Raw genomic sequence first — 23,019 nt, 5'->3', positions numbered from 1 at the left:
ATGCGTCTATCTTAGATAGAAGCACATCATATACTATTCACTAAACTGATTTATTATGTGAATATATTGTAATATGCTGGCAGGAGGCTTTTTATGCCTAGAAAACTTCTGATTGTTAGCGGTATTGCTCTTCTCTTTTGTGTTGGTGGTATCGCTCTTCGCTCTATTCCTGCTCTGGCGTATTCACAGCATTATATCCATGTCCTTTCTTCTCCACCTCCAACTATTCAATCCGTGGATGATAAGGCTCAGGCTGCCCTGGACCGAGCTCAGGATGGGTTAAATACTTTGAATCTTTTGTCCACTGTCTTTAGTCTGGTTTTTACTGTGTTGGGTATTGTGGCTGGTATCTTTACCTTCCTGGGTTTTCGTTCTTATCGTGAGGTGGCCTCACATGCGGCTGAGATCAAGCAGAGTGTGGGTGAGATACGGGCTGAGGCTGATCGGGCCCGCAAAACTCTGGTCTATATGGGAGTGGGCGATCGCTTGATGGATCAGAAGAATAAGCGTGAGGCGCTGGAGAATTATCGTAAGGCTGGTAGTTTGATGCCCGATGATGCTCAGATTCAATATGTGCTGGGTCGCATCTATAGTGGGCTGGGAGAATTTGAGATGGCTATCGCGGCCTTTGAGACTTCTCTTGCTTCTCAACCAGATAATCGGGCTCGCGTGATGAAGGAATTAGGTCTGGCCTATCGTCGCCGTGGTGATGTCTTGCTGCAAGATGATGATTATACGCGCGCCTTGAGTTACCTTAAGCGCTCTTTTATTTTGGATCCAAATGATGCTGATACATTGGGGATTATGGGGGGCTTGTACCGACGTCAGAAGAAGCATACTCTGGCTATCGATGCCTATAAAAGGGCTGCTGATTTGGACCCCAATTCGTCGTATGCGTTGGGTAATGTGGCTAGCCTGGCCTGGTATGAGGGCAATGTTACTGAGGCAAAGTCTTTCTTTCAGGATACTGAGCGTGCAGCTTTGCGGCGCATTCGTAAAGGCCAATCCGAAGTATTCTGGGATTTTTATGATCTGGCCCTGGCTCAATTGGCGCTGGGTCAATTGAATAGTGCTCTCACATCCTATAAAGAAGCTATCAAGCTGACACCTGGAGTGGTGCAGTTCAATGCTGTCTTGAACAATCTTGCTTTTATCAAGGATGCTCCTCAGCCCATGCCAGACCTGGATGAGGTAATCCGTCTGCTGGAGAATGCCAGGGATATGGCTTAAATCTTTCTGCATTGAAGTCTATCCCTGGCTTTGTTCAATTGGCGAGATTGGTGTGCCTGGTGTTTTTCGTATATTCATAGCGTGCCGGTGTTATGTATGGCTTCGTAGCTTTGTTGGAAGATGTCATTTTCGACGACCCAGATGGCTCGTCCGGTGTTGATCAGGTAGTCGCCTGCCTGGCCGATAAAGGTCTTTCCGTCTTTTAATTCGACTGTGAAAGGCTGGTGTATCTGACAGGCATGGCGCACATTTTTTGGGCTATACCAGGCAAAGCCTTCGCTACATTGGTCTGCATCGCGTGTATAATTGGCCTCGAAATAGCTTTGGGAAATTGGCCATTCTTCGTTCTGTATGCCTCGTGCCAGATAGTCACCGATGACAAAGTCCATTATACCTTCAAGGGTTTGGATTTTTCCTTGCTTTTGCTGGTAATCTTTGTATGTTAAAGGCCGGGCATGCAATCTTGCTTTCTTGCGATATGGCTGAAATGGGAAGCTATGGATTGTCTCTTCAGTGATTTTCATTGAGCTCGCTCTTTTCTGTGCATTGCTACGTGCTATCTCTATAAACATAGTATATAACTCCGTATTTTTCTATGGGTTTTTACTGTATAGTTTTATATTATTGTGCTTCTCATCAGATAGAACGTAAGAGAAGAGAGATTATAAAAATGGTTTATTTTTGTTAATCCCATAATTGAAGCTGTCTTAGCACGTCTTTGGCTGGTGGCCAGCTGCTGGTTGTGCCGGTGGTCAGGGTACTTAACATGGGGTCGGCGATGTGGCGCATCTTGAGTAGCCGTCGATTTAGTTGAATTTTTTCCCAGCCCTCCAGCACTTTTTTTTCTAGTGCCTGACTTAATCTGCCGCTGGCGGCTAACTCTTCTAACTGTAATCCGTTGGCTAATAAACGAGCCGCTGTACGTGGTCCGATTCCGGCGATCCCTTCGATGTTGTCTGAGGCATCTCCTGTGAGTGCCCTGAAATCACACCATTGTGCCGGCACTACCCCAAATTGGGTCAGGATATCTTCGTGTTGAACAATCCATTGCTCTCTTTTGCGGGCGGTATTGAGAATTCTGGTTGTCTGGCTGACCAATTGATAGAAATCTTTATCGGTAGACATGATATAGATCTCTCTCTCATTTTTTGCTTCGTGGGTTATCAGGGTTGAAATCAGGTCATCGGCCTCGCATGTCTCCAGTTCTAGCCAGCGAATCTGTAGTGCATCCAGGCCTGCTTTGATGTCTGGCATCGCTGTGAAGATGGTTGGATCTTTCAGTATGCGCTGGGCTTTATATTGCTCGTTTTCTGCTAAGCGACTGGCGGTACCCTGTATGCCGTCAAAAAATACTACCCATTCGGCATCCCCGATCTCTAAGGCTGCTTTACGCGCAATCGCGAAAAAGCCAAAGACGGCCGTCCGATCTACCCCGGAACGGCTCTTGATCGGGGCTGGAAAGCCGAAGGCGGCCCGAAATAATAAATTATGACCATCTACAACCACAAGTGGTACCATAATGCTCTTTACCCTCCCAATTTTGTTTATTCCTCTTAGTGTAACTCATCTTGTCCATGCTCAAGTTGCTGGCTTCCATGTTGCCCCTTCCTCATACCGCTTTCATGGGCGCGGTCGACAGCCTGGAGCTTGCTGAAGATATTGGAGACGTAGTTGCGGACCATGTTGTGTCCCAGGATGAGTTGGTTAGCGATCTCCTGGTTGTTTTTGCCCCGGGCTATCAGTTCAAGGATTTCGCGTTCGCGTTCGGTCAGGTCGGGAAAGAGTTCTTTTTGGGCTGATATTGTGGGTGTGGATTAGGTTCTTATTGTTTGGTGCAGAATGTGTACGTAGCACACATTCTGCACCAAACAATAAGCAAATTCGGGCGCGTCAGCGCACGTAAGCAAGAGAGTAACAGAATTGCGATGAAAGAAAGAAGTAAGATCAACACATTGTATATCGCTATACTGCAAGCATTGACCTATCCAAGTAAGAGGATGCATACTATAAAGTATCAGCATTTAAAAATGGATCTAATTACATTTCGATCTAATATCTATTTTGTCCCTGAGTTAAGAAGAGGATTTCATGGCAAGATCAACGCGATCCCAACGAGGCAATCGTAGGCTTTCCCCTTTTTCATCGGTAGTGACACTCGCATTGTGGCGTTGGAGACAAACAGGATTTTTAATGGGCGTGATTGCCCTTGGTATGATTGCTGCGGTATTGATTGCCGGTTCAATTCCGTTATTTTCTGATGTGATGTCTACGGCTGGTCTGCGCAATACGTTGCGTTCGACTCCAGATGATTCTACTTTATCGGCTACTGCCAATGTGGCTGCCCTGTCTGCTAGCTCGATTGCAGCGGTCCATGATCAGTTTGAATCGTTGATTAAGCCGAGTCTGGGGTCGTTTGTGCAGACCCCTGAGTTCTTTTTTGTGAGTGGCGATCTTTCGTTCGCGGCGCCGTCGAAGGAAAATCGTTCACTGGTGGTGAGTGCTGTGAATGCGGCTCATGCGCAGTCTCACCTGGCTCATTTAAAAGGGCAAGTTGCTGCTACAACTAATGCGCAGGCTAATACCATCGATGTGATGATGACTCCTTTGACGGCCCAGCGCCTGGGTGTGAAGATTGGTTCGACGATTCCACTTTATTTGAATTACTATGCTAAACCTCTACCAGGCCCCTATTCTGGTACTCCTTCACCTCCTCAGAAGGAGTTGTTGTTGACTGGTCGCGTTGCGGCCCTCTTTGATATTGATCCCGCCAATAGCGCGTATTGGAATGGCAATAATTTCCAGCCTACCAGTGTCTCTGTGCAGGGTCATTCTCTTTATACCTATAATTTAATGGTTTCAGAGGATCGCCTGGTTTCTGTGATTGAGCAGTTGCGGGCCCAGAATAAGGCTGATGCTATCTTTTCGACCGTTGGCGCTTATACTTTTTCGTGGTCCTATCATTTGAATCCTACCCTGGCCACGGTTGGTAATCTGGATAATTTGATTAATCAATTAGCTTCTCTACAGGATCAATATCAGGCTAATTATGGGGATAGTACCTTTGTTCAGGATGCTGCTAATAATTTTCCCTATGTGTCTAAGTTGGATTTGTCGAGTACGCTTTTTAGCTATTCGGATACCCCCAGTAATCTTGAGCGTTTTCGTAGCCGTATCTCTGTGGCGCAGATTCCGGCGGCTGTTCTGACGATTATGATTATGGTGCTTATCCTCTTTTTTGTGAGCTTGATGACGAATCTGCTGGTGGATCGCCAGTCTGAGGCTATTGCGATTTTACGCTCGCGCGGTGCCAGTAGTGGCCAGGTCTTTTGGGCTTTGATGACGCAGTGTATTGGGTTGGGGGTCGTGGCGCTGGTGATCGGGTTACCTTTGTCTGTGTACTTGATTTTTACTATCGCGGCGCGCATCTTGCCTGTGAGTTCACGCGATGCCTTGAATGTGATTACCAATAGTCCGCTCGCTGCCCTTGAGCGGGGTGTCTGGTATGGTCTGGCTGTAATTCTGGTAGTCTGGTTGACGATGAGCCTTTCTATCCTGGGTGCTTCGCGCTCGGATGTGCTGGCGATTCGTCGGCAGTCGGCGCGTAGCAATAAGCGTCCCCTCTGGCAGCGTTTGAATCTGGATATTATCGCGGCCGTTATCGCGTTGGCTGGCTATGGAGTCTCTTACTATCTGACCAGTCTGAGTAATGTTATTCAGGGTGATGCGAAAACCTTGATCGTTACACCTTTGTCGATTATTGCTCCTTTCTTTTTGATCATTGGTTTGATGTTCTTGTTTCTGCGTATCTTTCCATTGGTGCTGCGTCTAATGGCTTCGCTGGTTAGCCGTGGTCGAGGGGCTGTCTCTATGCTGGCATTGGCGCAGATTGGGCGTACACCGCGCCAGTCGATCAGGATGACTTTGTTGCTGGCATTGGCTACGGCTTTTGCTCTCTTTACCCTGGTTTATACTGCGACCCAGGCGCAACATATTCAGGATATCTCTATCTATCAGGTTGGCGCGGATATGAGTGGCGAAAATTATGCCACGACTAATCAGCATACTGTGACGAAACTGACTAGCCTTTATAAGGGTGTTCCTGGTGTTATCTCGGCCAGTGCGGGCTATCAGACGCAGGCGGTTGGTGGTCGCGGTGGTGGTATTACCCTTGAGGTGCGCGCTGTTGATGCTGCAAGCTTTAGTTCGGCGGTAATCTGGCCTTCTCAGCAGGAGTCACAAAAAGGGAGCGCTCTCTTGTCTCAGATGGCTTCTAAAAGCAAGGTGGCTGTGAAGTTGGGTGTGCTGCCAGTCATTATCGATTCTAATACTGCCAATAGCCTTTTACTGCATGTCAATTCTCCTTTGACTGTGCGTATCAGTGGTTTGAATATCACTGATATGTCGTGTGTGGTGATTGGCATTGTGCCTCATATTCCGACCGTTAATGATCGTATTGCTGTGGGCGGTAAAGGAAGTATTATTCCCGGTGGTTTGTTGATGGACTATACAACCTATGAAACAGTCTATACCAACAAGTTGAATCAGTTGAAGAAAAACTTCATTGTGTCTGATGTGCCGGCCATCAATCATGTCTGGCTGCATACTAAGTCTGATGATGCTTCTTTAAGTAGTATTCGTACCGCTTTAAAGAAGCCCCAGTATGGACTGCAAAATCTGCAAGATCGCTGGCAGATCCTGGCTTCTCTTAATACTGATCCACTTTACCTGATTCTCTCGGGCCTGATGATTGTGGGTACAATTACTGCTCTCTTGCTGGCCCTGATTGGGGATCTCCTGGCTTCCTGGTTGAGTGCTCGTATGCGCCTGACGAACTTTGCTATCTTGCGGGCCATTGGTACGACTCCGCGCGAGGTTGCGAGCATGCTCACCTGGGAGCAGGCGATCGTTTACACCATTGGGCTGTTATTAGGGATTGGTTTTGGCCTTGTTCTGGCTAATACTATGATACCTGCCCTCTCTTTTACTGATCTGAATAGTACATTGGCCAATAATGATCAGCTTTACTCGCTACAAACGGCTTTCCCGACACGAGTGATCTTTCCGTCTACCCTGATCTGGGGTTTGATTGCCATCATTGGCCTTTATGCTATTGCTTTGATTACTATGGTAAGCGTGGTCTCTCGCCCAACACTCGGGCAGGCGCTACGCCTTAATGAAGATTAATTCGCGGCTCTACAACCATCATTAAGGGTTACAATCTGTGGGTCTCGGTGGCGCAAGGTTGTAACCCTTGTAATTGAGGCCGGAGGGCCTCTTTTCTTCTCCTTTGACTATTGGAGGCAAGCGGGAGTTTTCCGGCATTTTTATGGTGGAAGAAAGATATGAGTGATGTTACTGAGCCTGTACATCCGTTGCAGGAGGGTCCATTATATCCGGCTGGCCATGATCGCGATGCGTGGTTAGCTTATTGGAAGGCCCGGGGCCAACATTGGCGTAGCGAACCTGAAATTGATGCTGGCCGTCAGCATTATCTGTCTCAGTGTATGGCTGTTGTGCCTGATATTGCTCAGGGCATCTATCCTTTTAAGGGGATATCCTTGAGTCGGGCTGACCTTGAGTGGTTGCTGGCTGGACATGAGGATGGCCGTGGCCCGGTCGATTGGGACGATGAGCAGCAACGTGGACGCGAAGGATTGGATATGCGGGGTGTTAATCTGAGCCGCTTGAATCTGCGTGCTTTGCCGCTGGCTCGCTTGCGAGCTGCACTTACCTGGGATGAATGGACAGGGGCGACAACTGCGCAGCGGATCGAGGCTCAGGCTCATCTGGAGTATTGTGATCTCTCGCATGCTCACCTGGAGGGTGCGGTCCTTAATCGGGTACAGTTGCAGCATGCCAGGCTGACTAATGCTAGTCTGGTGAAGGCTGATTTGAGTGAGGCGCAGTTGCAGAATGCTCAGCTTAGTCGTGCGCAGCTCCAGGGGGCTGATCTGCGTAAGGCGCGCTTGACTGGCGCGGTTTTGCGTGAGGTGCAGGCTCGCCAGGCCGATCTGAGCGAAGCTGTTCTGCAGGGCTGTGATCTGAGTAAGGCTGATTTACAACAGGCGAATCTGCGCAAAATTTTGGCTCAGCAGGCTGATTTTAGCCTGGCCCACCTTGAACAGGCGTATCTGCACGATGCTCATTTGCAGGAAGCTAATCTGCGCGGTACCCATCTTGAAGATGTTGATATGACCCTTGCCTTTCTTACCGGATCAAGTTTGCGTCAGGCCTACTTGCAACGTGCTTATATTCGTGGTGCCCATTTAGAGCGGGCTGATCTTTATCGCGTTCACCTGGAAGCAGCTGATTTAAGTCGCGCTCATCTGGAAGGCGCGTTTTTGCAAGGGGCTTTTTTTGATCGTTTTACCTGCCTGGATGATGTTCAGTTGGGTAGTGCACAGATTGGTTGTGCTTCGCTGGCTGATATTCATTGGGACTATGTCAATCTGGCTGGCATTCATTGGGATGCGATTAGCCGGATTGGTGAGGAGCGCCATGGCGGTGAGGTGATCTCTTCTCGGCGTGCCGCTAAATCTCTGTCTCGTCCTGGCCAGTCGCGGGTGCGTAAGGCGGTTCGTACGTATCGTCAGCTGGCAGCTGTTCTGCGCTCCCAGGGACTTTATGAAGAAGCGGGACGTTTTAGTTATCGTGCTTTGGTTTTGCAGCGTGTGGTTTTTCGTCTGCAGGCGCGCCAGCGTCAGGTCCGTTTTGATGTGCGGCTGCAATGCTGGGGAGCGTGGTTCGGTTCCTGGTTCCTCGATCTACTGGCTGGTTATGGTTATCGCCTCGGTCGAAGTATTCTTTTCTATCTTGTTTGTATCATCTTTTTTGCTTTGCTCTATCTTCTTCCTGCTTTGCCGCTAGCTGCCATCCATCCTGCCACCTGGTTGGATGCCCTGCTTACTAGCCTCAGTTCATTCCATGGTCGTACGCTCTTTAGCGTCCATCTGCCAGCGGGCCATCTCTTTGCCTTTATCAGCGCCCTCGAAACCATCCTCGGTTTCTTTTACACCATTATCCTGGTTGCTCTCCTCACGCGCCGCTTGCTGCATCGTTAGCCATTACATTGCACTCATTGAGCTTTGTTTGGTGTGATTCTTATGGCCGCGATAGAGCGGAAAGGCTGCTGGTTGCTGTTGCCGTTTCCGCCCTGTCAGGGGTTGCCTGTTTTGCTTTGACTTATTCTCCGTGGAACATGGGTATGTACATAGGTAATTTGCGCGTGGCGATGGCGAAGTGGAGTGGATAATTGATGACCAGGGAGTGAAAGGCGCCATCGCGTTCTTCTGTGAAGTGATAGGCGACATCGTGATCGGTCTCGGCGATGAAGATATTTTCACTGACCGGGAAGAGCGGTACCTCCTTGGTGCCTTTGCGTAATAGGATGCGTTGTTCGTGTTCGATGACTTCTATGCGTGATCCTGGCATGTCGTAGTGGCCGACGACTTTTTTTAAGGCGACCAGCTCTTGCGAGAGGGTCTGGTGGGTCGTGCGTGGGAAGTCGATATATTGAGCGGCGATCTCCAATGCGACACGTTCTGTGGAAAATTCTCTGTGATTGGTTAGGATCAGGATGGTCAGGTTGTCCTCAATGAATCTGGCTATGAGGGAGCGGAAGCCGTTGGCCCAGCCGCCATGGCAGGCTAGCGTTTTGCCCCGGTATTTTGAGAAGGACCAACCGAAGCCGTATTCTACACAGCGTCCATCAGCCAGGCGCACTGGTGTGAACATCAGTTGTTGTGTGGTAGCGTCTACCAGGATGTGCTTGTGCAGGGCCTGCTCCCAGATTAACAGGTCTTCCAGCGTGGATTCCATGGCGCCCGATGAATGGGTGCTGATGCTGCTGGTGAGCGGGGCCGGGATAATGCTTTCTCCTTGCGTAATATAGCCACTGGCGCGATTAGGGATGATCGGTGTGGTGCATTGGAAGTAAGAATGTTTCATACCCAGTGGCTCAAAGATGGCTTGCTGGATGAACTTTTCATAGTCGGTCTTGGTAATGCGTTCTATGATCAGTCCTAGCAGGTGGTAGCTTGAGTTGCCATAGTAGAAGTTGGTGCCAGGCTCAAATAGTAGTGGATGTGAGCGGAACATGGCGATCACTTCTTCAATGCTGAGATGCCTGGCCGCCTGCTCCTGGAAGGTGGGCAGCTCGGCGACATTGACCAGTCCTGAGGTATGGTTCAGTAAGTGTTTTAAGGTAATATTGTGCCAGGCCTGAGGGCAGTCAGGCAAATGATCGGACAAGCGGTCTTCAATGTGAAGCTTGCCCTGTGTTTGTAGTATCAGGATCGCCATTGCTGTGAATTGTTTGGTCAATGAGGCAATGCGGAAGACGGTATCTGGTCGAACGGGGGTGTTCCATTCGAGCGAAGCGAGCCCGTAGCCCTGGCAATGGAGCAGGTTCCCCGCCTGCAAAATTCCAATTGCTGCTCCAGGACCGTTGCTTGCCAAACGTGCCTGTACTAAAGAGTCGATAGTCTGTCTCATCGGTTACCCCTTATAAGAAAGAGAATAAAGGCAGGCTATATGTGTCCTTGGGTTCGTTTCGTCGTGTGAGTTGTTCTGTTAGATGGCGACATGGTATGGCCGTGAACGAACTGGACGAAACATGGGCGCTTCGATATCTATGCTCGTTCATCAACACCGCCATGGTGGAGCATGGGAAAATCAAAGGGGGAAAGTACGCAACTGCGCGTCTGACTTTTTTCGGACACTGATCTATATCCTATGGTATAAGCATACAGAATTCCTGGCTGAAAAACAATCGTTCGTGCTCATAATTGCTTTTTGCCCTACGATTCTATCCCCCTTTTCGGCTATCTTTTCCTATGCGAATAGTTTGCGTAGGCCATCCCCCCAAAATGGCAGGCAAAATTACTTGGGTTCTTATTCAGAGGGGTTATACCGGGGTTGCAGGTTGCTTTAAGCCAATTATAAGACAGGTGGTATAAGACGTATAAGACATGAGATGTTTTTTGTGAAAAGATGTTGTTGCTCTTATTCCATACATGTTACAGGTTTGTACTGATCTATGTCTCTTTGTGTTTTCCTTAGCCCTTAGAAACTGTGTAAATCCGGGCCTACTCTAAAAGTATTTGTACCTTAACAAATCTCTTTACAGTCTTTTTTATCTTTGTCATATTTTCTTACTAACTACGTTTTTATTATTGATTAATGTACTATTTGCTGTCAATGGCTATAGTACCAATATCTTTTGGACGCCCTGGTATGGCGTAACCCTTTGCTGTTTTTTTTCCTCGTTGCGTGGTTTTCTACTTGAGAAGTGGTCTAGGAGATGTTGGAAATGCGCGCCACTTATACTCTGAACATGTGCATTGCATTGTTAGCTAAATTTTGCTGTAGTATGTGATTTATTTATCTGTAAATGTTCATTGTTTGTTTTGTTTGCCTGTACTTTGTGTTGAAACAGTTTGTGAGAGGATGTCTTTGCGATGAGTGAGATTGCTCAACTTCGTCAGCAAATTGAGTTAGAGCTGGTTGCGATGCGCCGTGGTCTGTCCGGGTTGTCCTGTGGGTCTGCCCGTCATGCTTTTATCCATGCACGCATGGATCGCATTGGGGAGTGGCAGGATAGCCTGGCCCATCATCTGGGTGAGAATGATGCGACGATGGTGGTGTGTGAGTTGTATATCCAGGCGATGGAAGAGCGTGATTGTCTGGTCGGGGCTATCTAGTGGAAATGTTACTCTGTAGTGCTTACTTGTATGCTGCTGTTTTTACGTCTCTTTGAAGTGTCTGTGGATTTTGACGTTTTGAGCATACCAGAGGAATGAGGCATGTTTGCAGAGTTTTTAACAATGTATGATATCCATCGTTGGTTGCGTTATGTGACATGGTTTGGACTTGCTTGTCTGGTCGGATTTTTTCTGGTTGCTGAAGGCGGCCTGCCTCCACAGTCCTGGTTATTTTTGATCCAGAGCTTGCTGGCTTTGCCCGTTCTCTGGCGCTTTCATGGCTTTTCGGCCTTTGTGCATATCTTGAGTCCACTTGTCTGGTCGGTAATCTGGGGCTGCCTGTGGTATGTGCTGCTACGGATATGTATGACGCTTTATCAGCATCATAAGCAGCTGGCGCTGTGCATGACTCAGTCGCTGGGTAGGTCCTGGTTGCCATCTCAGCAGCTCTCATTGGCTGTCTCTTCTTCTCCAGTGCGTGGTGTGGATACTCTGAGTGTGATGGTGCCGCGTTTGCGCCTTCCTCAACGTGCACCTCTCTCCGGCCAATCAGGATCTCTGGTGTTACCTCAACGACATGAGGATGTGGCGGATGTGCCGACTCGGCCGGCTGAGCCTGCTCGCCCCACTGTTCCTCTGGATTCGTTGTCTGCCGAGCATCCTGGGGGGTTGCCTTTTCGGATTGGGGTTGGCTGGCATACGGGGCTGGCGCGCCGCCATGCTCCTAATGAGGATAGTGTGGTGACGTTTCAAGGATCTTATACGTATCAGGGGCGTCTGTTGCCTTTTAGCCTGTTTGTGATCGCCGATGGGATGGGTGGCCATGAGGATGGTCTGGTGGCCAGTCAGATTGCTATGCAGAGTATGTCGCATACTGTTTTGCAGAATATTATTATGGGCCGCGAGTTGAGCGATGAGTTTTTCACCGATATGCTGGTGGGGGCGCTGAATGGGCCAATATGGCGATTTATCAGCGCGCGCAGGCCGATGGTACTGAGATGGGGACAACGCTGACGGCTGCTTTGGTGATTAATATGCGGGCCTATATTGTGAATGTGGGAGATAGCCGGACCTATCTGTTCCGCGATAGCGCTGGTTTGATTCAGATTACGCGTGATCATTCTCTGGTGGCTTCTCTGGTGGCTTTTGGGCAGATTACGCCCGATGAGATTTATACCCATCCTGATCGTAGTAAGATTTATCGTAGCCTTGGGCAGGGAGATGAGTTGCATGTGGATTCATTTGCGATTGATCTTCAGCCTCATGATCGTTTGTTGCTGTGCTCGGATGGTCTGTGGGAGATGGTCCGTGATCCGGCTATTGAGCGTGTGGTGCGGGCTAATGATAATCCATCTGTGCTGTGCGATCGTCTCGTTCAAATGGCTTTGCGTGGCGGCGGTTGCGATAATATTAGTGTGGTGGTCGCTGAGGTTTGAGCTACATTGTGAGTGGAATCGAGAGGACGTGCTGAGTAGTAAATCTGCTCGGCACGTCCATTTTTTATGATATTAGCCTTTGACCAGGTATTTTCTGAGCCAGGCCAGTGTGTGTTGCCAGGCGTCATCTGCATCCTCGGCCCGATAGCTGTCCTGGGTTGTGTTGAAAAAAGAGCGCGTGGCCTGGGGATAAACGATGATCTGGTGCTCTTTTCCATATGCGGTGAGCTTGTCTTCGAGCCAGCGAATGTACTCTGGGGAGATCGTTTCGTCTTCTCCTCCGTAAATACCCAGTAATGGGGCATTGGTTGTTTGAATGGCCTCCTGGTGGCTGGGATTATTAGGATCCCCGCTGCCACCATAAAAGATCACCAGGGCTCCTGGTTGGTGCCCGGTTGAGGCGAGCATGGCTGCCAGGCTTCCTCCCATGCCGAAGCCGAGTAGTCCCACTTTGTTGGGTGTGACGAGGGTGGAGTTCTCTAAATAAGCTATGGCTTGCTGTATTTCTTGCAGCGCGCTCTGGCGGTCAAGCTGTTGGGCAAGCCGTTGGGCCTCTTCCACTGTTGTGGCAACCTGACCACGATAGAGATCAGGAGCCAGGGCGGCGAAGCCTTCCTGGGCCAGGCGTTCTGTCACCTGTTGAATATGTGTGTCAATTCCCCACCACTCTTGCAGTACGACAACACCTGGGAAGGTTCCTTCGCCTTTAGGATGAGCCAGGTAACCAAATGTTGACGCTTCCTCCGCTTTGAATTCAACAATCTGTGAATGAATAAGCATTTGCTATACCTTTATCTTCATTTTTTTTGATTGTATTGTCTGCACCATAGGGCATACATAGCTGACCTTTGCGTTGTACACCTTATTCTCTTATACGAACAATTGTACTGTCTCGTTTGCTTGAAGAATCTATTTATCTCCAAATGGGCTATTCCTTCTCTCTATCTGAGGTGAATGGGCTCCTTTTGCCAGTCATGGTGGGTTGGGGTTATTTGGAATCAGGCACTCTTTTGTTGTACAACATCTTACAACTGTTAATATAAGTGCCCTTTAGCGTGTCCTGTTTATTCATCAGTTTTCTATCCGGCTGTTAGGGATGTCGATCCTGCCTTATTTGTGTAAAGGAAGAATGATGGAACAAGTACGCTCTGCTGATTATCAGCCTATCGAGGATTATGCGATCATTGGTGATCTACATACGGTGGCGCTTGTCGGTAAAAATGGCTCTATCGATTGGTGCTGCATTCCTCGTTTTGATTCTCCCAGTGTGTTTGGAGCTCTCCTGGATGCGCAAAAAGGGGGCTTTTTTCGCATCTCTCCCGATTTGTCTGCAAATAGTGATATTCGCTCACGACAACTATACTTTCCAGAGACCAATATTCTGGTGACACGCTTTTTGACCAATGATGGTATTGGTGAGATCACCGATTTTATGCCTATTCGACAGTCATGGGATGTCGGTCATTCTCACCATATTATTCGCTCTGTGTCCGTGGTGAAAGGATCGCTGCCTTTTGAAATGGTGTGTCGTCCTGGTTTTAATTATGCCAGGGATGAGCATACCGTGCATCTCTCTGAGCATGGAGCCACTTTTTATACTAAGGATTTGTGCCTTGGCCTGGCTACTACTGTCCCTTGAAAGAAGATGGTCTGGGGGGCGTGAGTGCCCATTTTACTCTGCATGCCCGTCACAAGCTCTACTTTTTGTTAGAGTGTACGTGTGATGGCGATGCGGGTATTCGTCCGATGACGGAGCGCCATTATCAAAAGGATTTTGAAGAGACGATGGATTTCTGGCAGGGGTGGATGTCCAGGTGTACCTACCAGGGGCGCTGGCGTGAGATGGTGCAGCGTTCGGCGCTGGTGCTTAAACTGTTGACGTATGCTCCAACGGGCGCGATTGTGGCGGCCCCTACTACCAGTTTGCCTGAGAGTATTGGAGGGCCGCGTAACTGGGATTATCGTTTTACGTGGCTGCGGGATGCGGCTTTTACTCTCTATGGCTTGTTGACCCTGGGCTTCTATGATGAGGCTGAATCTTTTATGGGTTGGCTGGATGATCGTTGTCATGAACTGGAACCGAATGGCTCGTTACAGCCCATGTATGGGATCGATGGACGTCGCGATCTGGAAGAATTTACCCTGGATCATCTGGAGGGCTATCGCAAGAGTCGTCCGGTGCGTATTGGCAATGGTGCCTATAAACAGAAGCAGTTGGATATCTATGGTGAATTGATCGATTCCATTTATATCTTTAATCGCCATCAAGATATCTCGTATGATTTGTGGAAGCATTTGCGCCATTTGTTGGTGTGGTTGGAGGATCATTGGCGTGAGCCAGATGAAGGTATCTGGGAGGTGCGTGGAGGCCAAAAACCGTTTCTACATTCGCGCGTTATGAGTTGGGTTGCTTTTGATCGTGCCCTGCGTATTGCTCGCCATCGGGGCCTGCCCGCGCCTATCTCTGATTGGACTGCTGTGAGCGCTGAAATTTATGATGATATCATGGAAAATGGGTGGCATGAGCAGAAGAAGAGCTTTGTGCAGTATTATGGTAGTGACGAGGTCGATGCAAGTGCGCTACTGATGGTTTTGACCAAGTTTTGTGGACCAACCGATCCGCAGATGCTCAGTACCCTTAGCCGTATCCAGCGTGAATTGACGACTGATTCCCATGTCTATCGCTACGTTCCATCACGGGCCGCCAGTGATGGGTTGAAGGGGACAGAGGGTACTTTTAGCCCTTGTAGTTTCTGGCTGGTCGAGACACTGGCTCGTGCTGGTCGCCTGCTTGAGGCGCGCATGGTACTGGAGAAGATGTTAAGCTATGCCAATCATGTTGGCCTCTATGCTGAAGAGGTTAGCCCGACGGGCGAGGCTCTGGGCAATTTTCCTCAGGCTTTTACCCACCTGGCCTTGATCAGTTCTTGCTACAATCTTGATCGTGCACTCAATGGTAAGTTGCTCGGATAACTATTATAGGATAACTATTATATAAGAGGCCTTCCCACTCAAAAACCTTTGCAGTGGGAAGGCCTCTTGCTGTCAGTTCTTTTGGCGTTACTCGATCTCGATCAATCACCAACTGCTTTGACATCTGGCATGACGGTTGGCGTTACCGTTGGTGTTGCTGTGTTGTTCGCTCCGTCGTTGTAGTGGTCCAGCAATTGCTGCATGGGGACAATCGTATAGCCGCGCTGTTCTAGTGCTTGAATAATCAAGGGTAGAGCTGCTACTGTCTGGGTGCGATTGCCTCCACCATCGTGCATCAAAATAATGGAGCCATTTCTGGTTTCCCTCAAGGTTGTCTGGACGATGCTACTAACACCCTGGAGTTTCCAATCTTCGCTATCGACATTCCACATGATTGGTAGGAGGCCGGCGTTTTCAATCTGTATATGCGCCATGTGATTGATGGCGCCATATGGAGGTCTCATCAGCGTTGGTCTAATACCAATGGTTTGCTGGATAATCTGGTTGGTATATTCCATCTGCCACAATACTTGCGCTGGTCCGAGGGCTGTTAGCTGGGGATGGTTCCAGCTATGGTTGCCAATCGTGTGGCCGGCTGCGTATACCGCTTTCGTAATTTGGGGATAGGCCAGGACGTGTTGGCCGATATTGAAAAAAGTGGCGCGCAGATTGTATTGACTCAGGATAGCTAGAATCTCTGGTGTGTAGGTAATGTCTGGTCCATCATCAAAGGTCAGTGCAACCTCTTTGTGGCTCTCGGAGCCATGATAAAAGAGCGCGTCTATCAGTCCAGCTGGTACCCGGGTGCTGGGGGCTGGCGTTGCCTGCGTTTTTGGTGGCGGCAACGCTGTTGGTGTCGCTTTAAGTGCGTCGGGGGCAAAGGACATGGGCTGGCTTGCCAGTAGGTGCGCCGAAGGGATGTCTGCGCATGCTACCGTGATCAACAGTAACCCGACGAGCATAAGCATCAGTGAAAACTGATGTCGCATGTGTTTTCCCTCTTTCGAGAAAAAGTAAAGAGTACAGACAGACTCAAAATATGTTTAGCCAGGGCTGGTAGTCGATCTGAAATAGATCTTTCTGTATGAATAAACGCAACAATACATCCGAATATTGCGATTCAATTCTTTACTAGTACTGATGTGTATAAATTACCGCTCTAGCAGCATTTATAATATGCGCATTGTGCTGTTTGTAAATGATTGAATGATGTGGCAAGGGGATGAAAAGAATGGTACTACGAGTTGCTAGCATTGCTGGCTGGAAAGAAAACATGGCAGATGTACAAAAAAAGGAGCCACTTTTGTGGCCCCTTCAAACTTACCTTCTAAGGATACCTGATTTATGCCGAAAAAGCAAGCTTTTTTGAAGTTCGCCCAGAGATCTCAGGGTACATTATTTCAGGTATGAAGTGTGTGTGGTGAGCGGCCGCAGCCACTCACCACACACACTCGCAAACTGGCGCCGCTGGCGCCAAAGAGGAACAGTAAAAAGTCCTGGCTTGTAAAAGCGATTAGTGCAGCATGACTGGACTAACACTTTCAACTTCGTGCGAGATCCCTTCGAGATTCTGCGCTTTATCCTTAACGGCGACGCTACCGCGCAACGGGAGCTCTTTCAAGAAGAAGGCGGCTACCAGGGCAACTACCATCAGTACGAGGCTGAGGATAAAGACGTTGTGAATGCCCTGCGTCAAGCCAATTTTTACTGCCTCAATCAGTTGGTTGTAGATGCTCGCGCCCTGAGGCCCAAAGTGCCTGAACTGCTGCTGAATCTGTTTCTGCATATCAGCTGAAAGCAGAATGTTTGGGTTGTCAAAGACATTGAGCAATTTCGCTGGTAACACTTGTTTCAGGCTGGCTGGGAGCGCGCTATGGAAGCCTGGTACATAGGCCGATGACATCAGTGAACCCATTGCCGCCAGTGCGACTGTGCCGCCGATTGAGCGGAAGAAGGTTAGAGCCGAGGTCGCTTCACCAATCTTGTCTGGCAAGGCATTTTGTACTGCGATTGTATAGGTAGACATCCCAAAGCCGAGTCCGAGTCCGACGATGACCATGGCAATCGAGAGGTCAATATTGGCCGAGTTGACGTTTAAGCGATACAAGAAGTACATGCCGACGATGGTGATGAGCAGGCCCACTATTGCGACCCATTTGTATTTGCCGAAGCGGGAGATCAGTTGACCTGAGATGATGCTGCTGATCATCAAGGCGATCATCATCGGTGAGAGGAGCAGTCCACTATTGGTGGCCGATACTCCGAGCACACCCTGGGCGAAGAGGGGCAGGAAGAAGATGCTGCCGAACATACCCATGTTAATGATCATGGTTACCAGGATGGAGATGCTGAAAATGCTGTTTTTGAAGAGCCGTGGATCGATGATCGGTTGCTCCCCGCGATGGGCCAGCCTGATTTCATAGCCAAAGAAAGCGATGAAGGCCACGATTGATAGCGTAAAAAGCCCGATGATGGGTGCTGATGTCCAGGCCAGGTCTCCTCCTGCCCATGTGAAGCCGAGCAATAGAGGTACCGTTCCCAGTACGAGCAGGAAGGCGCCAATATAGTCGATCTTCGCTTGCTGGACTTTTTGATGTAGCGTTGGCATCAGGAAGATGAGCACAAACAGTGCTACCATGCCTATCGGTAGATTGACGTAGAAGACCCAGCGCCATGTTGTGTTCTCTGTAATCCAACCGCCGACCGCCGGCCCTAAAATCGATGAGAGGCCGAAGATGGCGGTGGTGACCCCCTGCCACTTGCCGCGTTCGCGAGGGGTGAAGAGATCTCCGACCACCGCGATGGCAATGGGTAGTAGTGCCGCCGCACCAAGACCCTGAAGGGCGCGAAAGGCGATCAACTGGTTCATGGATTGCGCAGCACCTGAGAGGGCTGAGCCAAACAAGAAAATGCTGACACCAATTAAGAAGATCGACTTTCGTCCGTAGAGGTCGGAAAGTTTTCCATAAATTGGTACCATCACGGTTGAAGTGAGCATATAAGCCGTTGTGACCCAGGTATAGCGGTCAAAACCCTGGAGATCAGAAATGATATGGGGCATGGCCGTCGACACGATGGTCTGGTCCAGCGATGCCAGGAGCATGACCAGCAGAACACCGAGCATTGTTAAGAGTGTCTCTTTTTTGGTGTAGCGTGGCTGCTCATCATTGTGTTGTATTACATCTGCCAATGGAGGCGTCGCATCTCGCTCGATGATTATCCCATCCATGGTCTCTTCTTGTGTCAAACTCTTCATAAACAGTATTTCCGATCCTCTTAATACTTATTTTTTATTTGTAATACCTTCGAAGAAAATTTTTCCTATTTGTTGGATTGTTTCATCAGAATTCATTGATGTATGGTATTTTTGTTGCAGCAGTGCATCGTAACTTCTGGGAGTGATCAACGCCAAAAACGTGCGCGCTATGACCGGCGTCGCGATCGTGGTCGTAATCTCTCCCGCTTTTTTGCCCTCTTCTACAATCCTGGTGATATGTACAAAAAGAAATTCAATCACTTCCCTGACGAAGCTCGACTGCTCTTTTAACTTACGTTGAATATCCACACCATTGTAGATTGAAGATAATAATTGTGAATTTTTGCAGAGAAGACCATTATTGAGAAATGTAAGTAATGCTTCGAATTTAGTTCTTGCAGTTGTATATTGAGCAATGACTGTATCTAGATTATCGAGGATGAGCCGCAAATCACGTTGCAGGATAGCGGCAATTAATTCGTCTTTTCCTCGAAAGTGTAGATAGATTGTGCCTTTGCTGATACCGACACGAACGGCAATCTCCTCCATCGAAGTTTCATAATACCCTTTCTCAAGCAGGACCTCCTCCGCTACCTGCAGAATAAGCTGTTCACGCTGCTCACGCTGCCGTTCTTTGAGTGAAGTATGTATATGAACCGATGGCATTTAATTAATGGTTTCCTTTACTGCCTGACTGCATGTTGCTTTCATGACTTCCTTGTCTCTTTTTTGACCAACATGCCTATATTTGGATGATTGTCTTTATTTTGACTTTGCAGTCATTATTTTATCTCACTGGTCACAAAATGTCAATACCGTCTAACCATATTCGGCAAGGGCTCCTTCCTCGCTTTTCTCATCTTAAATACCAGCTAACTGCAGGCAGCCAATATTAATACTTTTTTCATTCACCTGGATAGGGAAGCTATGGTAGACTAGAATCACTCATCATCGAGTGATGCTTGGTGAGAGAGTAGGTATTCCCTGGCAAGGAATATGGGTGGTGGTTAGCAAGGTGGAAGCTCTGACCAGGCATCTTATCGCTAGCATTGTAGCTGGCCACAATAAAAAAAGGTTAAGCCTGGTGCGCTTGGCGGGCGCAGAAGCGGCTCAACCTTGTCTCATCCAGGAAACTTAATCTCGTTCCTGTTCCTCATCATCGAAATGACTCAATCGTTTCACCCCAAAAAGTCCTGAAGCATCCTGCTGCGGCTGGGTGGATCTAACTTACGTAACGCGCGAAACTCCACCTGTCTCACCGCCTCGTGGCTCAGGCCTAACTTTTTTCCCGTTTCCGATAAACTATGTTCACCCTGGCCATCCAGGCCGTATCTGAGCTGTAATACTCTCCTTTCGCGCTGTGATAACGCATCAAGCAGATCGTGGATGTGTTCTCTTAATGTTTCAGTGATAACGATACGCTCAGGCGAATAAATAGGATCATCTTCCAGAATATCGCTCAAGGAAATCTCGTCGTCGCCCCCTTGCGAGGCATATCCAGGCTGATCGTCTCCTGATTGGTCGAGAGCAGTGAAATAACCTGTTGGACACTGACCTCCATCTGGTGTGCCAGTTGTTCCAGTGTCGGCTCACCCTCTAACCCATGTTCCTGCTGAATACGGCGGCGTATACGGCCCAGGCGCTTAATCTCCTCTACTTTATAGAGAGGGACACGAATCATATGGGCCTGCTCAACCAGAGCACGCGTAATATACTGGCGAATCCACCAGGTTGCATAAGTACTGAAACGATAGCCTTTCCTATAATCAAACTTCTCCACGGCATGCATCAGTCCAATATTGCCCTCCTGGACGAGGTCCATCAGGTCAACACCGAAGCCCTTATATTTGCGGGCGATATGCATGACCAGGCGTAGGTTCGCCTCGATCAACTGCCGCTTAGCATCAGATGCTTCACGAGCTGCCTCGACCTCCTTTGGCTCCTTTGGGATACGCTGTAGACCGCGCTGCCGCTTACTTGTTAGCGCGCGAGCTTTTTCGATGCGCTGGGCCAGATTTTTCACTTCATCCGAAGAAAGTAGATCGACCTGGCCAATCTCATAGCGATAGAAACGTGACGAATCATTCAGGCTAAGTGCTTCCGGATCTGCCTCAATGCGAATTGTTTCTGTCGTTGTTGTCTGTGCTGCGTCGGTTACCATCGTGTTTTTCATCTGGACATCCTCCACTGTATTTGGGTGTACTGGCCTCTGATGAAATTGAGTATACGTGGAGGAGCTTTCTACTATCTCCTAGATAACTTCCAGAATGTCGTGCCCATTTTTCCGCTTTTTTAATGGCGCTAGAATCGCCTATCCAACCAACATAAAGATGTGATCATTTTTTAGCAGCACAGAATGAGGTTGTCACACTCTTTTTTGCCTGGAAATTAAAAAATATGTACCTGTCTTATACCAGTCTTACCAATTCCGCTTTATCGTGAGGAGCGCAGAGGATGTCTTTTCTGAAGATTTGAGCTCAAAAGTGCATTCGTACCGAACCGTTATCAACCGGCGTAAACCGCCTCGTTTTTGTAAATTGGCTGTCAAATTGGCTGTCAAAATTTGGTGTCCAGCCGCATTGAACAAACCCTGTTTCTACCTGCCCTTATGGCTAAACCGATCCAGCCATAATCTCTCCTTTTTTTGCAATTTGATAGTGGTGATCGAGTGCTCTCATGGCATCCCGCTGCATGGCAGGAGTGACATGCGAGTAAATGTTGAGCGTAATGCTGACATTGGCATGGACCAGCAGTTCCTGGATCACCTTGACGTTGACGCCCATGGACAACAGGATGGTGGCCGCTGAGTGGCGCAGATCGTGGAAGCGGATATCTGGCAGGTTCGCCTTCTGCAAGGCCTCCTTAAATTGTGCCCGCAAGGACGATGGTTTGACGTGTTTTCCCAGCGTACTACAGAAAACCAGGTTATGTTGTTCCCATCCCTTTCCCGCCTTCAATCGCTCCTGGAGTTGTTGGGCGCGATGCGCTTTCAACGCTTCCTGAATAAAGGTCGGCAGTATAATGGTGCGCTTACTTGTCGCCGTCTTGGGATCCGTTTCCAGGTACATGTGCAGTGCTCCATCGTGCGGTGGAATGTAGGAAACGGTTCTTCTGACGGTCAGGATTCCCTGATTAAAATCAATGTCGTCCCAACGCAAACCGAGGATCTCTCCTTTGCGCAGCCCAAGGGAGACGGCCAGCAGGATGATCTGTTCAATGCGATATCCCTTCGCTGCTTCTACCAACTGTATCGCCTGCTCATGCGTCAGGTACTTCATCTCCGTTCGTTGTGCCCGAGGTGCCGTCAGATGCTTACAAGGATTCAGAGCTATTCGGTGCCACCTTACGGCATCATTGAGGGCGGCGCTTAAAATGGTATGAATGAGATGAATAGTATTTGGCGAAATGCCATCATTGCGCAGCGCCGTGTAGAGCCTTTGGATCTGCGTACCAGTCAATTGCTGCAATGGAATGTTCCCAAGCACCGGAATGACATTGCGATGCATGTAACTGCTGTACGAAACATAGGTCGTTGTTTTGATCGCCAGGGAGTCGCGGCGCATCTTCAGCCAGTCGTTGAGATACTCGCCTACCTTCTGATTGCGCTCCGTGACCAGCGAACCCTGCTCATTTTCGCGAATAAGCTGCTTTAGTTTCTCCTTTGCATCTTTTCTCGTTTTGGCGTAACGCTCGATACGTTTGCCAGTAACTAATCTCAGACTTGCGACGAAGCGTCCGTCTTGACGTTCATAGATGGTGCCATCCCCATAATCATTTTTCCGTTTTGAATTTCGTACTGGTGCGCTAGAATTGGATGCCATTTTGACCATTGAATGCACTTTTCTTTCTTATTATGGGCAAGACTGGATATATCTATTTTACAGTATTTGCCGACGATTTTGAAGCCATTGCCATACTTCGTTCCGATCAAACCTATAGGTGTTGCCAAATTTATGGACGGGCAGCCCTTCCTGATTGATAAGCTCAGAAATCTTTGTTTTGCCAAGCTTCAGGAACTGAAGTAATTCTTGCGTATCAATTAAGGCCTCAGGTGGAGGTGAAAGAGGTTCTGGAAGCTCTTTTTTGTTTGTCCCTCGTGTCGCAAAACGTTTCTGAGAGCTTACAACTCGTGATGTTGTATATGGCATGGTGCGATCTCCTCTGAGGCTTATTGATTCACGCCAGTTGCTATGAACACCTGTTGATTAATAAGCACATACCCTTGCTCAAATGACTTGATATGTAAATGATGAGGAGCAAGCTTAGAGTTCGCATTGCTGATATGCTTGCGTAACAACTGCTTATTTGGAATCCCAGCCCACTTTTGTAGATCCGATCGCAGGATGTAAGGGAAAACAAACGTATCTGTCTGAAAAGATATCTGATGCTCTCGTTTTTTGAGAAAGAGACTACAGAGCCGATA

General features: G+C 48.6%; 20 protein-coding genes. 8 read left to right on the top strand and 12 right to left on the bottom strand.

Annotated elements, in window-relative coordinates:
- Positions 1–93 precede the first annotated feature (93 nt).
- Positions 94–1,230: a tetratricopeptide repeat protein gene (locus tag EL645_RS33265; protein ID WP_126556759.1), complete on the top strand. Its 1,137-nt coding sequence runs from the start codon at positions 94–96 to the stop codon at positions 1,228–1,230.
- Positions 1,231–1,304: 74 nt separating this feature from the next.
- Here EL645_RS33265 and EL645_RS33260 read toward each other — a convergent pair whose 3' ends face one another.
- From EL645_RS33260 to EL645_RS43375, 3 genes are all read right to left on the bottom strand, one after another.
- Positions 1,305–1,754 carry a hypothetical protein gene (locus EL645_RS33260; protein ID WP_126556758.1) on the bottom strand — a complete coding sequence of 150 codons (450 nt, stop codon included), beginning with the start codon at positions 1,752–1,754 and terminating at the stop codon, positions 1,305–1,307.
- A gap of 160 nt (positions 1,755–1,914) precedes the next feature.
- Positions 1,915–2,748 (bottom strand): 5'-3' exonuclease, encoded by an 834-nt coding sequence (locus tag EL645_RS33255; RefSeq protein ID WP_126556757.1) that lies wholly within the window; start codon positions 2,746–2,748, stop codon positions 1,915–1,917.
- A gap of 35 nt (positions 2,749–2,783) precedes the next feature.
- Complete coding sequence (locus EL645_RS43375) at positions 2,784–2,942, bottom strand: helix-turn-helix domain-containing protein (protein WP_246035742.1); 159 nt, start codon at positions 2,940–2,942, stop codon at positions 2,784–2,786.
- Between the two features lie 376 nt (positions 2,943–3,318).
- On the opposite strand from EL645_RS43375, the gene EL645_RS33245 reads away from it, so the two are divergent.
- Complete coding sequence (locus EL645_RS33245) at positions 3,319–6,414, top strand: FtsX-like permease family protein (RefSeq protein WP_126556756.1); 3,096 nt, start codon at positions 3,319–3,321, stop codon at positions 6,412–6,414.
- Between the two features lie 158 nt (positions 6,415–6,572).
- On the top strand, positions 6,573–8,291 hold the full coding sequence (locus EL645_RS33240) for a pentapeptide repeat-containing protein (protein ID WP_126556755.1): 1,719 nt from the start codon (positions 6,573–6,575) through the stop codon (positions 8,289–8,291).
- A 121-nt stretch (positions 8,292–8,412) separates the two neighbouring features.
- Here EL645_RS33240 and EL645_RS33235 read toward each other — a convergent pair whose 3' ends face one another.
- Complete coding sequence (locus EL645_RS33235; protein ID WP_126556754.1) at positions 8,413–9,723, bottom strand: serine hydrolase domain-containing protein; 1,311 nt, start codon at positions 9,721–9,723, stop codon at positions 8,413–8,415.
- Between the two features lie 965 nt (positions 9,724–10,688).
- On the opposite strand from EL645_RS33235, the gene EL645_RS33230 reads away from it, so the two are divergent.
- The 3 genes from EL645_RS33230 to EL645_RS33220 all read left to right on the top strand — a co-directional run bounded on the left by EL645_RS33230 (position 10,689) and on the right by EL645_RS33220 (position 12,367).
- Complete coding sequence (locus tag EL645_RS33230) at positions 10,689–10,931, top strand: hypothetical protein (RefSeq protein WP_126556753.1); 243 nt, start codon at positions 10,689–10,691, stop codon at positions 10,929–10,931.
- A 102-nt stretch (positions 10,932–11,033) separates the two neighbouring features.
- Positions 11,034–11,945, top strand: coding sequence for a hypothetical protein (locus EL645_RS33225; RefSeq protein WP_126556752.1), 912 nt, complete (start codon positions 11,034–11,036; stop codon positions 11,943–11,945).
- A complete protein-coding gene (locus tag EL645_RS33220; protein ID WP_126556751.1) occupies positions 11,891–12,367 on the top strand; it encodes a PP2C family protein-serine/threonine phosphatase in 477 nt (158 codons plus the stop codon). Before EL645_RS33225 ends, EL645_RS33220 begins: the two co-directional genes overlap by 55 nt.
- A 72-nt stretch (positions 12,368–12,439) precedes the next feature.
- Here EL645_RS33220 and EL645_RS33215 read toward each other — a convergent pair whose 3' ends face one another.
- A complete protein-coding gene (locus EL645_RS33215) occupies positions 12,440–13,147 on the bottom strand; it encodes a dienelactone hydrolase family protein (RefSeq protein WP_126556750.1) in 708 nt (235 codons plus the stop codon).
- 349 nt (positions 13,148–13,496) lie between these two features.
- Here EL645_RS33215 and EL645_RS43370 point away from each other — a divergent pair, with 349 nt between their 5' ends.
- Together EL645_RS43370 and EL645_RS33210 are read left to right on the top strand one after the other, a co-directional pair.
- Positions 13,497–14,006 carry a trehalase-like domain-containing protein gene (locus EL645_RS43370; protein ID WP_246035658.1) on the top strand — a complete coding sequence of 170 codons (510 nt, stop codon included), beginning with the start codon at positions 13,497–13,499 and terminating at the stop codon, positions 14,004–14,006.
- Positions 13,976–15,340, top strand: coding sequence for a glycoside hydrolase family 15 protein (locus tag EL645_RS33210; RefSeq protein ID WP_246035657.1), 1,365 nt, complete (start codon positions 13,976–13,978; stop codon positions 15,338–15,340). The genes EL645_RS43370 and EL645_RS33210 overlap by 31 nt, the downstream gene beginning before the upstream one ends.
- A 101-nt stretch (positions 15,341–15,441) precedes the next feature.
- Here the strand turns inward: EL645_RS33210 and EL645_RS33205 are convergent, their stop codons facing one another.
- From EL645_RS33205 to EL645_RS33175, 7 genes are all read right to left on the bottom strand, one after another.
- Positions 15,442–16,329, bottom strand: a complete 888-nt coding sequence (locus tag EL645_RS33205) for a polysaccharide deacetylase family protein (protein ID WP_126556749.1) — start codon at positions 16,327–16,329, stop codon at positions 15,442–15,444.
- A gap of 524 nt (positions 16,330–16,853) precedes the next feature.
- Positions 16,854–18,596: an MDR family MFS transporter gene (locus EL645_RS33200; RefSeq protein ID WP_126556748.1), complete on the bottom strand. Its 1,743-nt coding sequence runs from the start codon at positions 18,594–18,596 to the stop codon at positions 16,854–16,856.
- Positions 18,597–18,623: 27 nt separating this feature from the next.
- Positions 18,624–19,262, bottom strand: coding sequence for a TetR/AcrR family transcriptional regulator (locus EL645_RS33195; protein ID WP_126556747.1), 639 nt, complete (start codon positions 19,260–19,262; stop codon positions 18,624–18,626).
- Positions 19,263–19,774: 512 nt separating this feature from the next.
- On the bottom strand, positions 19,775–20,059 hold the full coding sequence (locus tag EL645_RS33190; RefSeq protein WP_161977900.1) for a sigma-70 family RNA polymerase sigma factor: 285 nt from the start codon (positions 20,057–20,059) through the stop codon (positions 19,775–19,777).
- Entirely contained in the window at positions 20,056–20,769 is a 714-nt protein-coding gene (locus tag EL645_RS33185) for a sigma-70 family RNA polymerase sigma factor (protein ID WP_126556745.1), read from the bottom strand. Before EL645_RS33185 ends, EL645_RS33190 begins: the two co-directional genes overlap by 4 nt.
- 439 nt (positions 20,770–21,208) lie before the next feature.
- Positions 21,209–22,426: a tyrosine-type recombinase/integrase gene (locus tag EL645_RS33180; RefSeq protein WP_126556744.1), complete on the bottom strand. Its 1,218-nt coding sequence runs from the start codon at positions 22,424–22,426 to the stop codon at positions 21,209–21,211.
- 48 nt (positions 22,427–22,474) lie between these two features.
- Positions 22,475–22,744, bottom strand: coding sequence for a helix-turn-helix domain-containing protein (locus tag EL645_RS33175; protein ID WP_126556743.1), 270 nt, complete (start codon positions 22,742–22,744; stop codon positions 22,475–22,477).
- Positions 22,745–23,019: the final 275 nt, after the last annotated feature.

The sequence above is a fragment of the Dictyobacter kobayashii genome (genome assembly GCF_003967555.1).
Classification (GTDB): Bacteria; Chloroflexota; Ktedonobacteria; order Ktedonobacterales; family Ktedonobacteraceae; genus Dictyobacter; species Dictyobacter kobayashii.
The sequence above is the reverse complement of the archived record's forward strand: the minus strand, read 5'-3'. Positions and strand labels throughout refer to the sequence as shown.

Excerpts from the sequence above, each read along its gene's own strand:
- EL645_RS33265 (WP_126556759.1), top strand. The coding sequence starts at position 94 with ATGCCTAGAAAACTTCTGATTGTTAGCGGTATTGCTCTTCTCTTTTGT.
- EL645_RS33260 (WP_126556758.1), bottom strand. The coding sequence starts at position 1,754 with ATGAAAATCACTGAAGAGACAATCCATAGCTTCCCATTTCAGCCATAT.
- EL645_RS33255 (WP_126556757.1), bottom strand. The coding sequence starts at position 2,748 with ATGGTACCACTTGTGGTTGTAGATGGTCATAATTTATTATTTCGGGCC.
- EL645_RS33245 (WP_126556756.1), top strand. The coding sequence starts at position 3,319 with ATGGCAAGATCAACGCGATCCCAACGAGGCAATCGTAGGCTTTCCCCT.
- EL645_RS33240 (WP_126556755.1), top strand. The coding sequence starts at position 6,573 with ATGAGTGATGTTACTGAGCCTGTACATCCGTTGCAGGAGGGTCCATTA.
- EL645_RS33235 (WP_126556754.1), bottom strand. The coding sequence starts at position 9,723 with ATGAGACAGACTATCGACTCTTTAGTACAGGCACGTTTGGCAAGCAAC.
- EL645_RS33230 (WP_126556753.1), top strand. The coding sequence starts at position 10,689 with ATGAGTGAGATTGCTCAACTTCGTCAGCAAATTGAGTTAGAGCTGGTT.
- EL645_RS33225 (WP_126556752.1), top strand. The coding sequence starts at position 11,034 with ATGTTTGCAGAGTTTTTAACAATGTATGATATCCATCGTTGGTTGCGT.
- EL645_RS33220 (WP_126556751.1), top strand. The coding sequence starts at position 11,891 with ATGGCGATTTATCAGCGCGCGCAGGCCGATGGTACTGAGATGGGGACA.
- EL645_RS33215 (WP_126556750.1), bottom strand. The coding sequence starts at position 13,147 with ATGCTTATTCATTCACAGATTGTTGAATTCAAAGCGGAGGAAGCGTCA.
- EL645_RS43370 (WP_246035658.1), top strand. The coding sequence starts at position 13,497 with ATGATGGAACAAGTACGCTCTGCTGATTATCAGCCTATCGAGGATTAT.
- EL645_RS33205 (WP_126556749.1), bottom strand. The coding sequence starts at position 16,329 with ATGCGACATCAGTTTTCACTGATGCTTATGCTCGTCGGGTTACTGTTG.
- EL645_RS33200 (WP_126556748.1), bottom strand. The coding sequence starts at position 18,596 with ATGAAGAGTTTGACACAAGAAGAGACCATGGATGGGATAATCATCGAG.
- EL645_RS33195 (WP_126556747.1), bottom strand. The coding sequence starts at position 19,262 with ATGCCATCGGTTCATATACATACTTCACTCAAAGAACGGCAGCGTGAG.
- EL645_RS33185 (WP_126556745.1), bottom strand. The coding sequence starts at position 20,769 with ATGAAAAACACGATGGTAACCGACGCAGCACAGACAACAACGACAGAA.
- EL645_RS33180 (WP_126556744.1), bottom strand. The coding sequence starts at position 22,426 with ATGGTCAAAATGGCATCCAATTCTAGCGCACCAGTACGAAATTCAAAA.
- EL645_RS33175 (WP_126556743.1), bottom strand. The coding sequence starts at position 22,744 with ATGCCATATACAACATCACGAGTTGTAAGCTCTCAGAAACGTTTTGCG.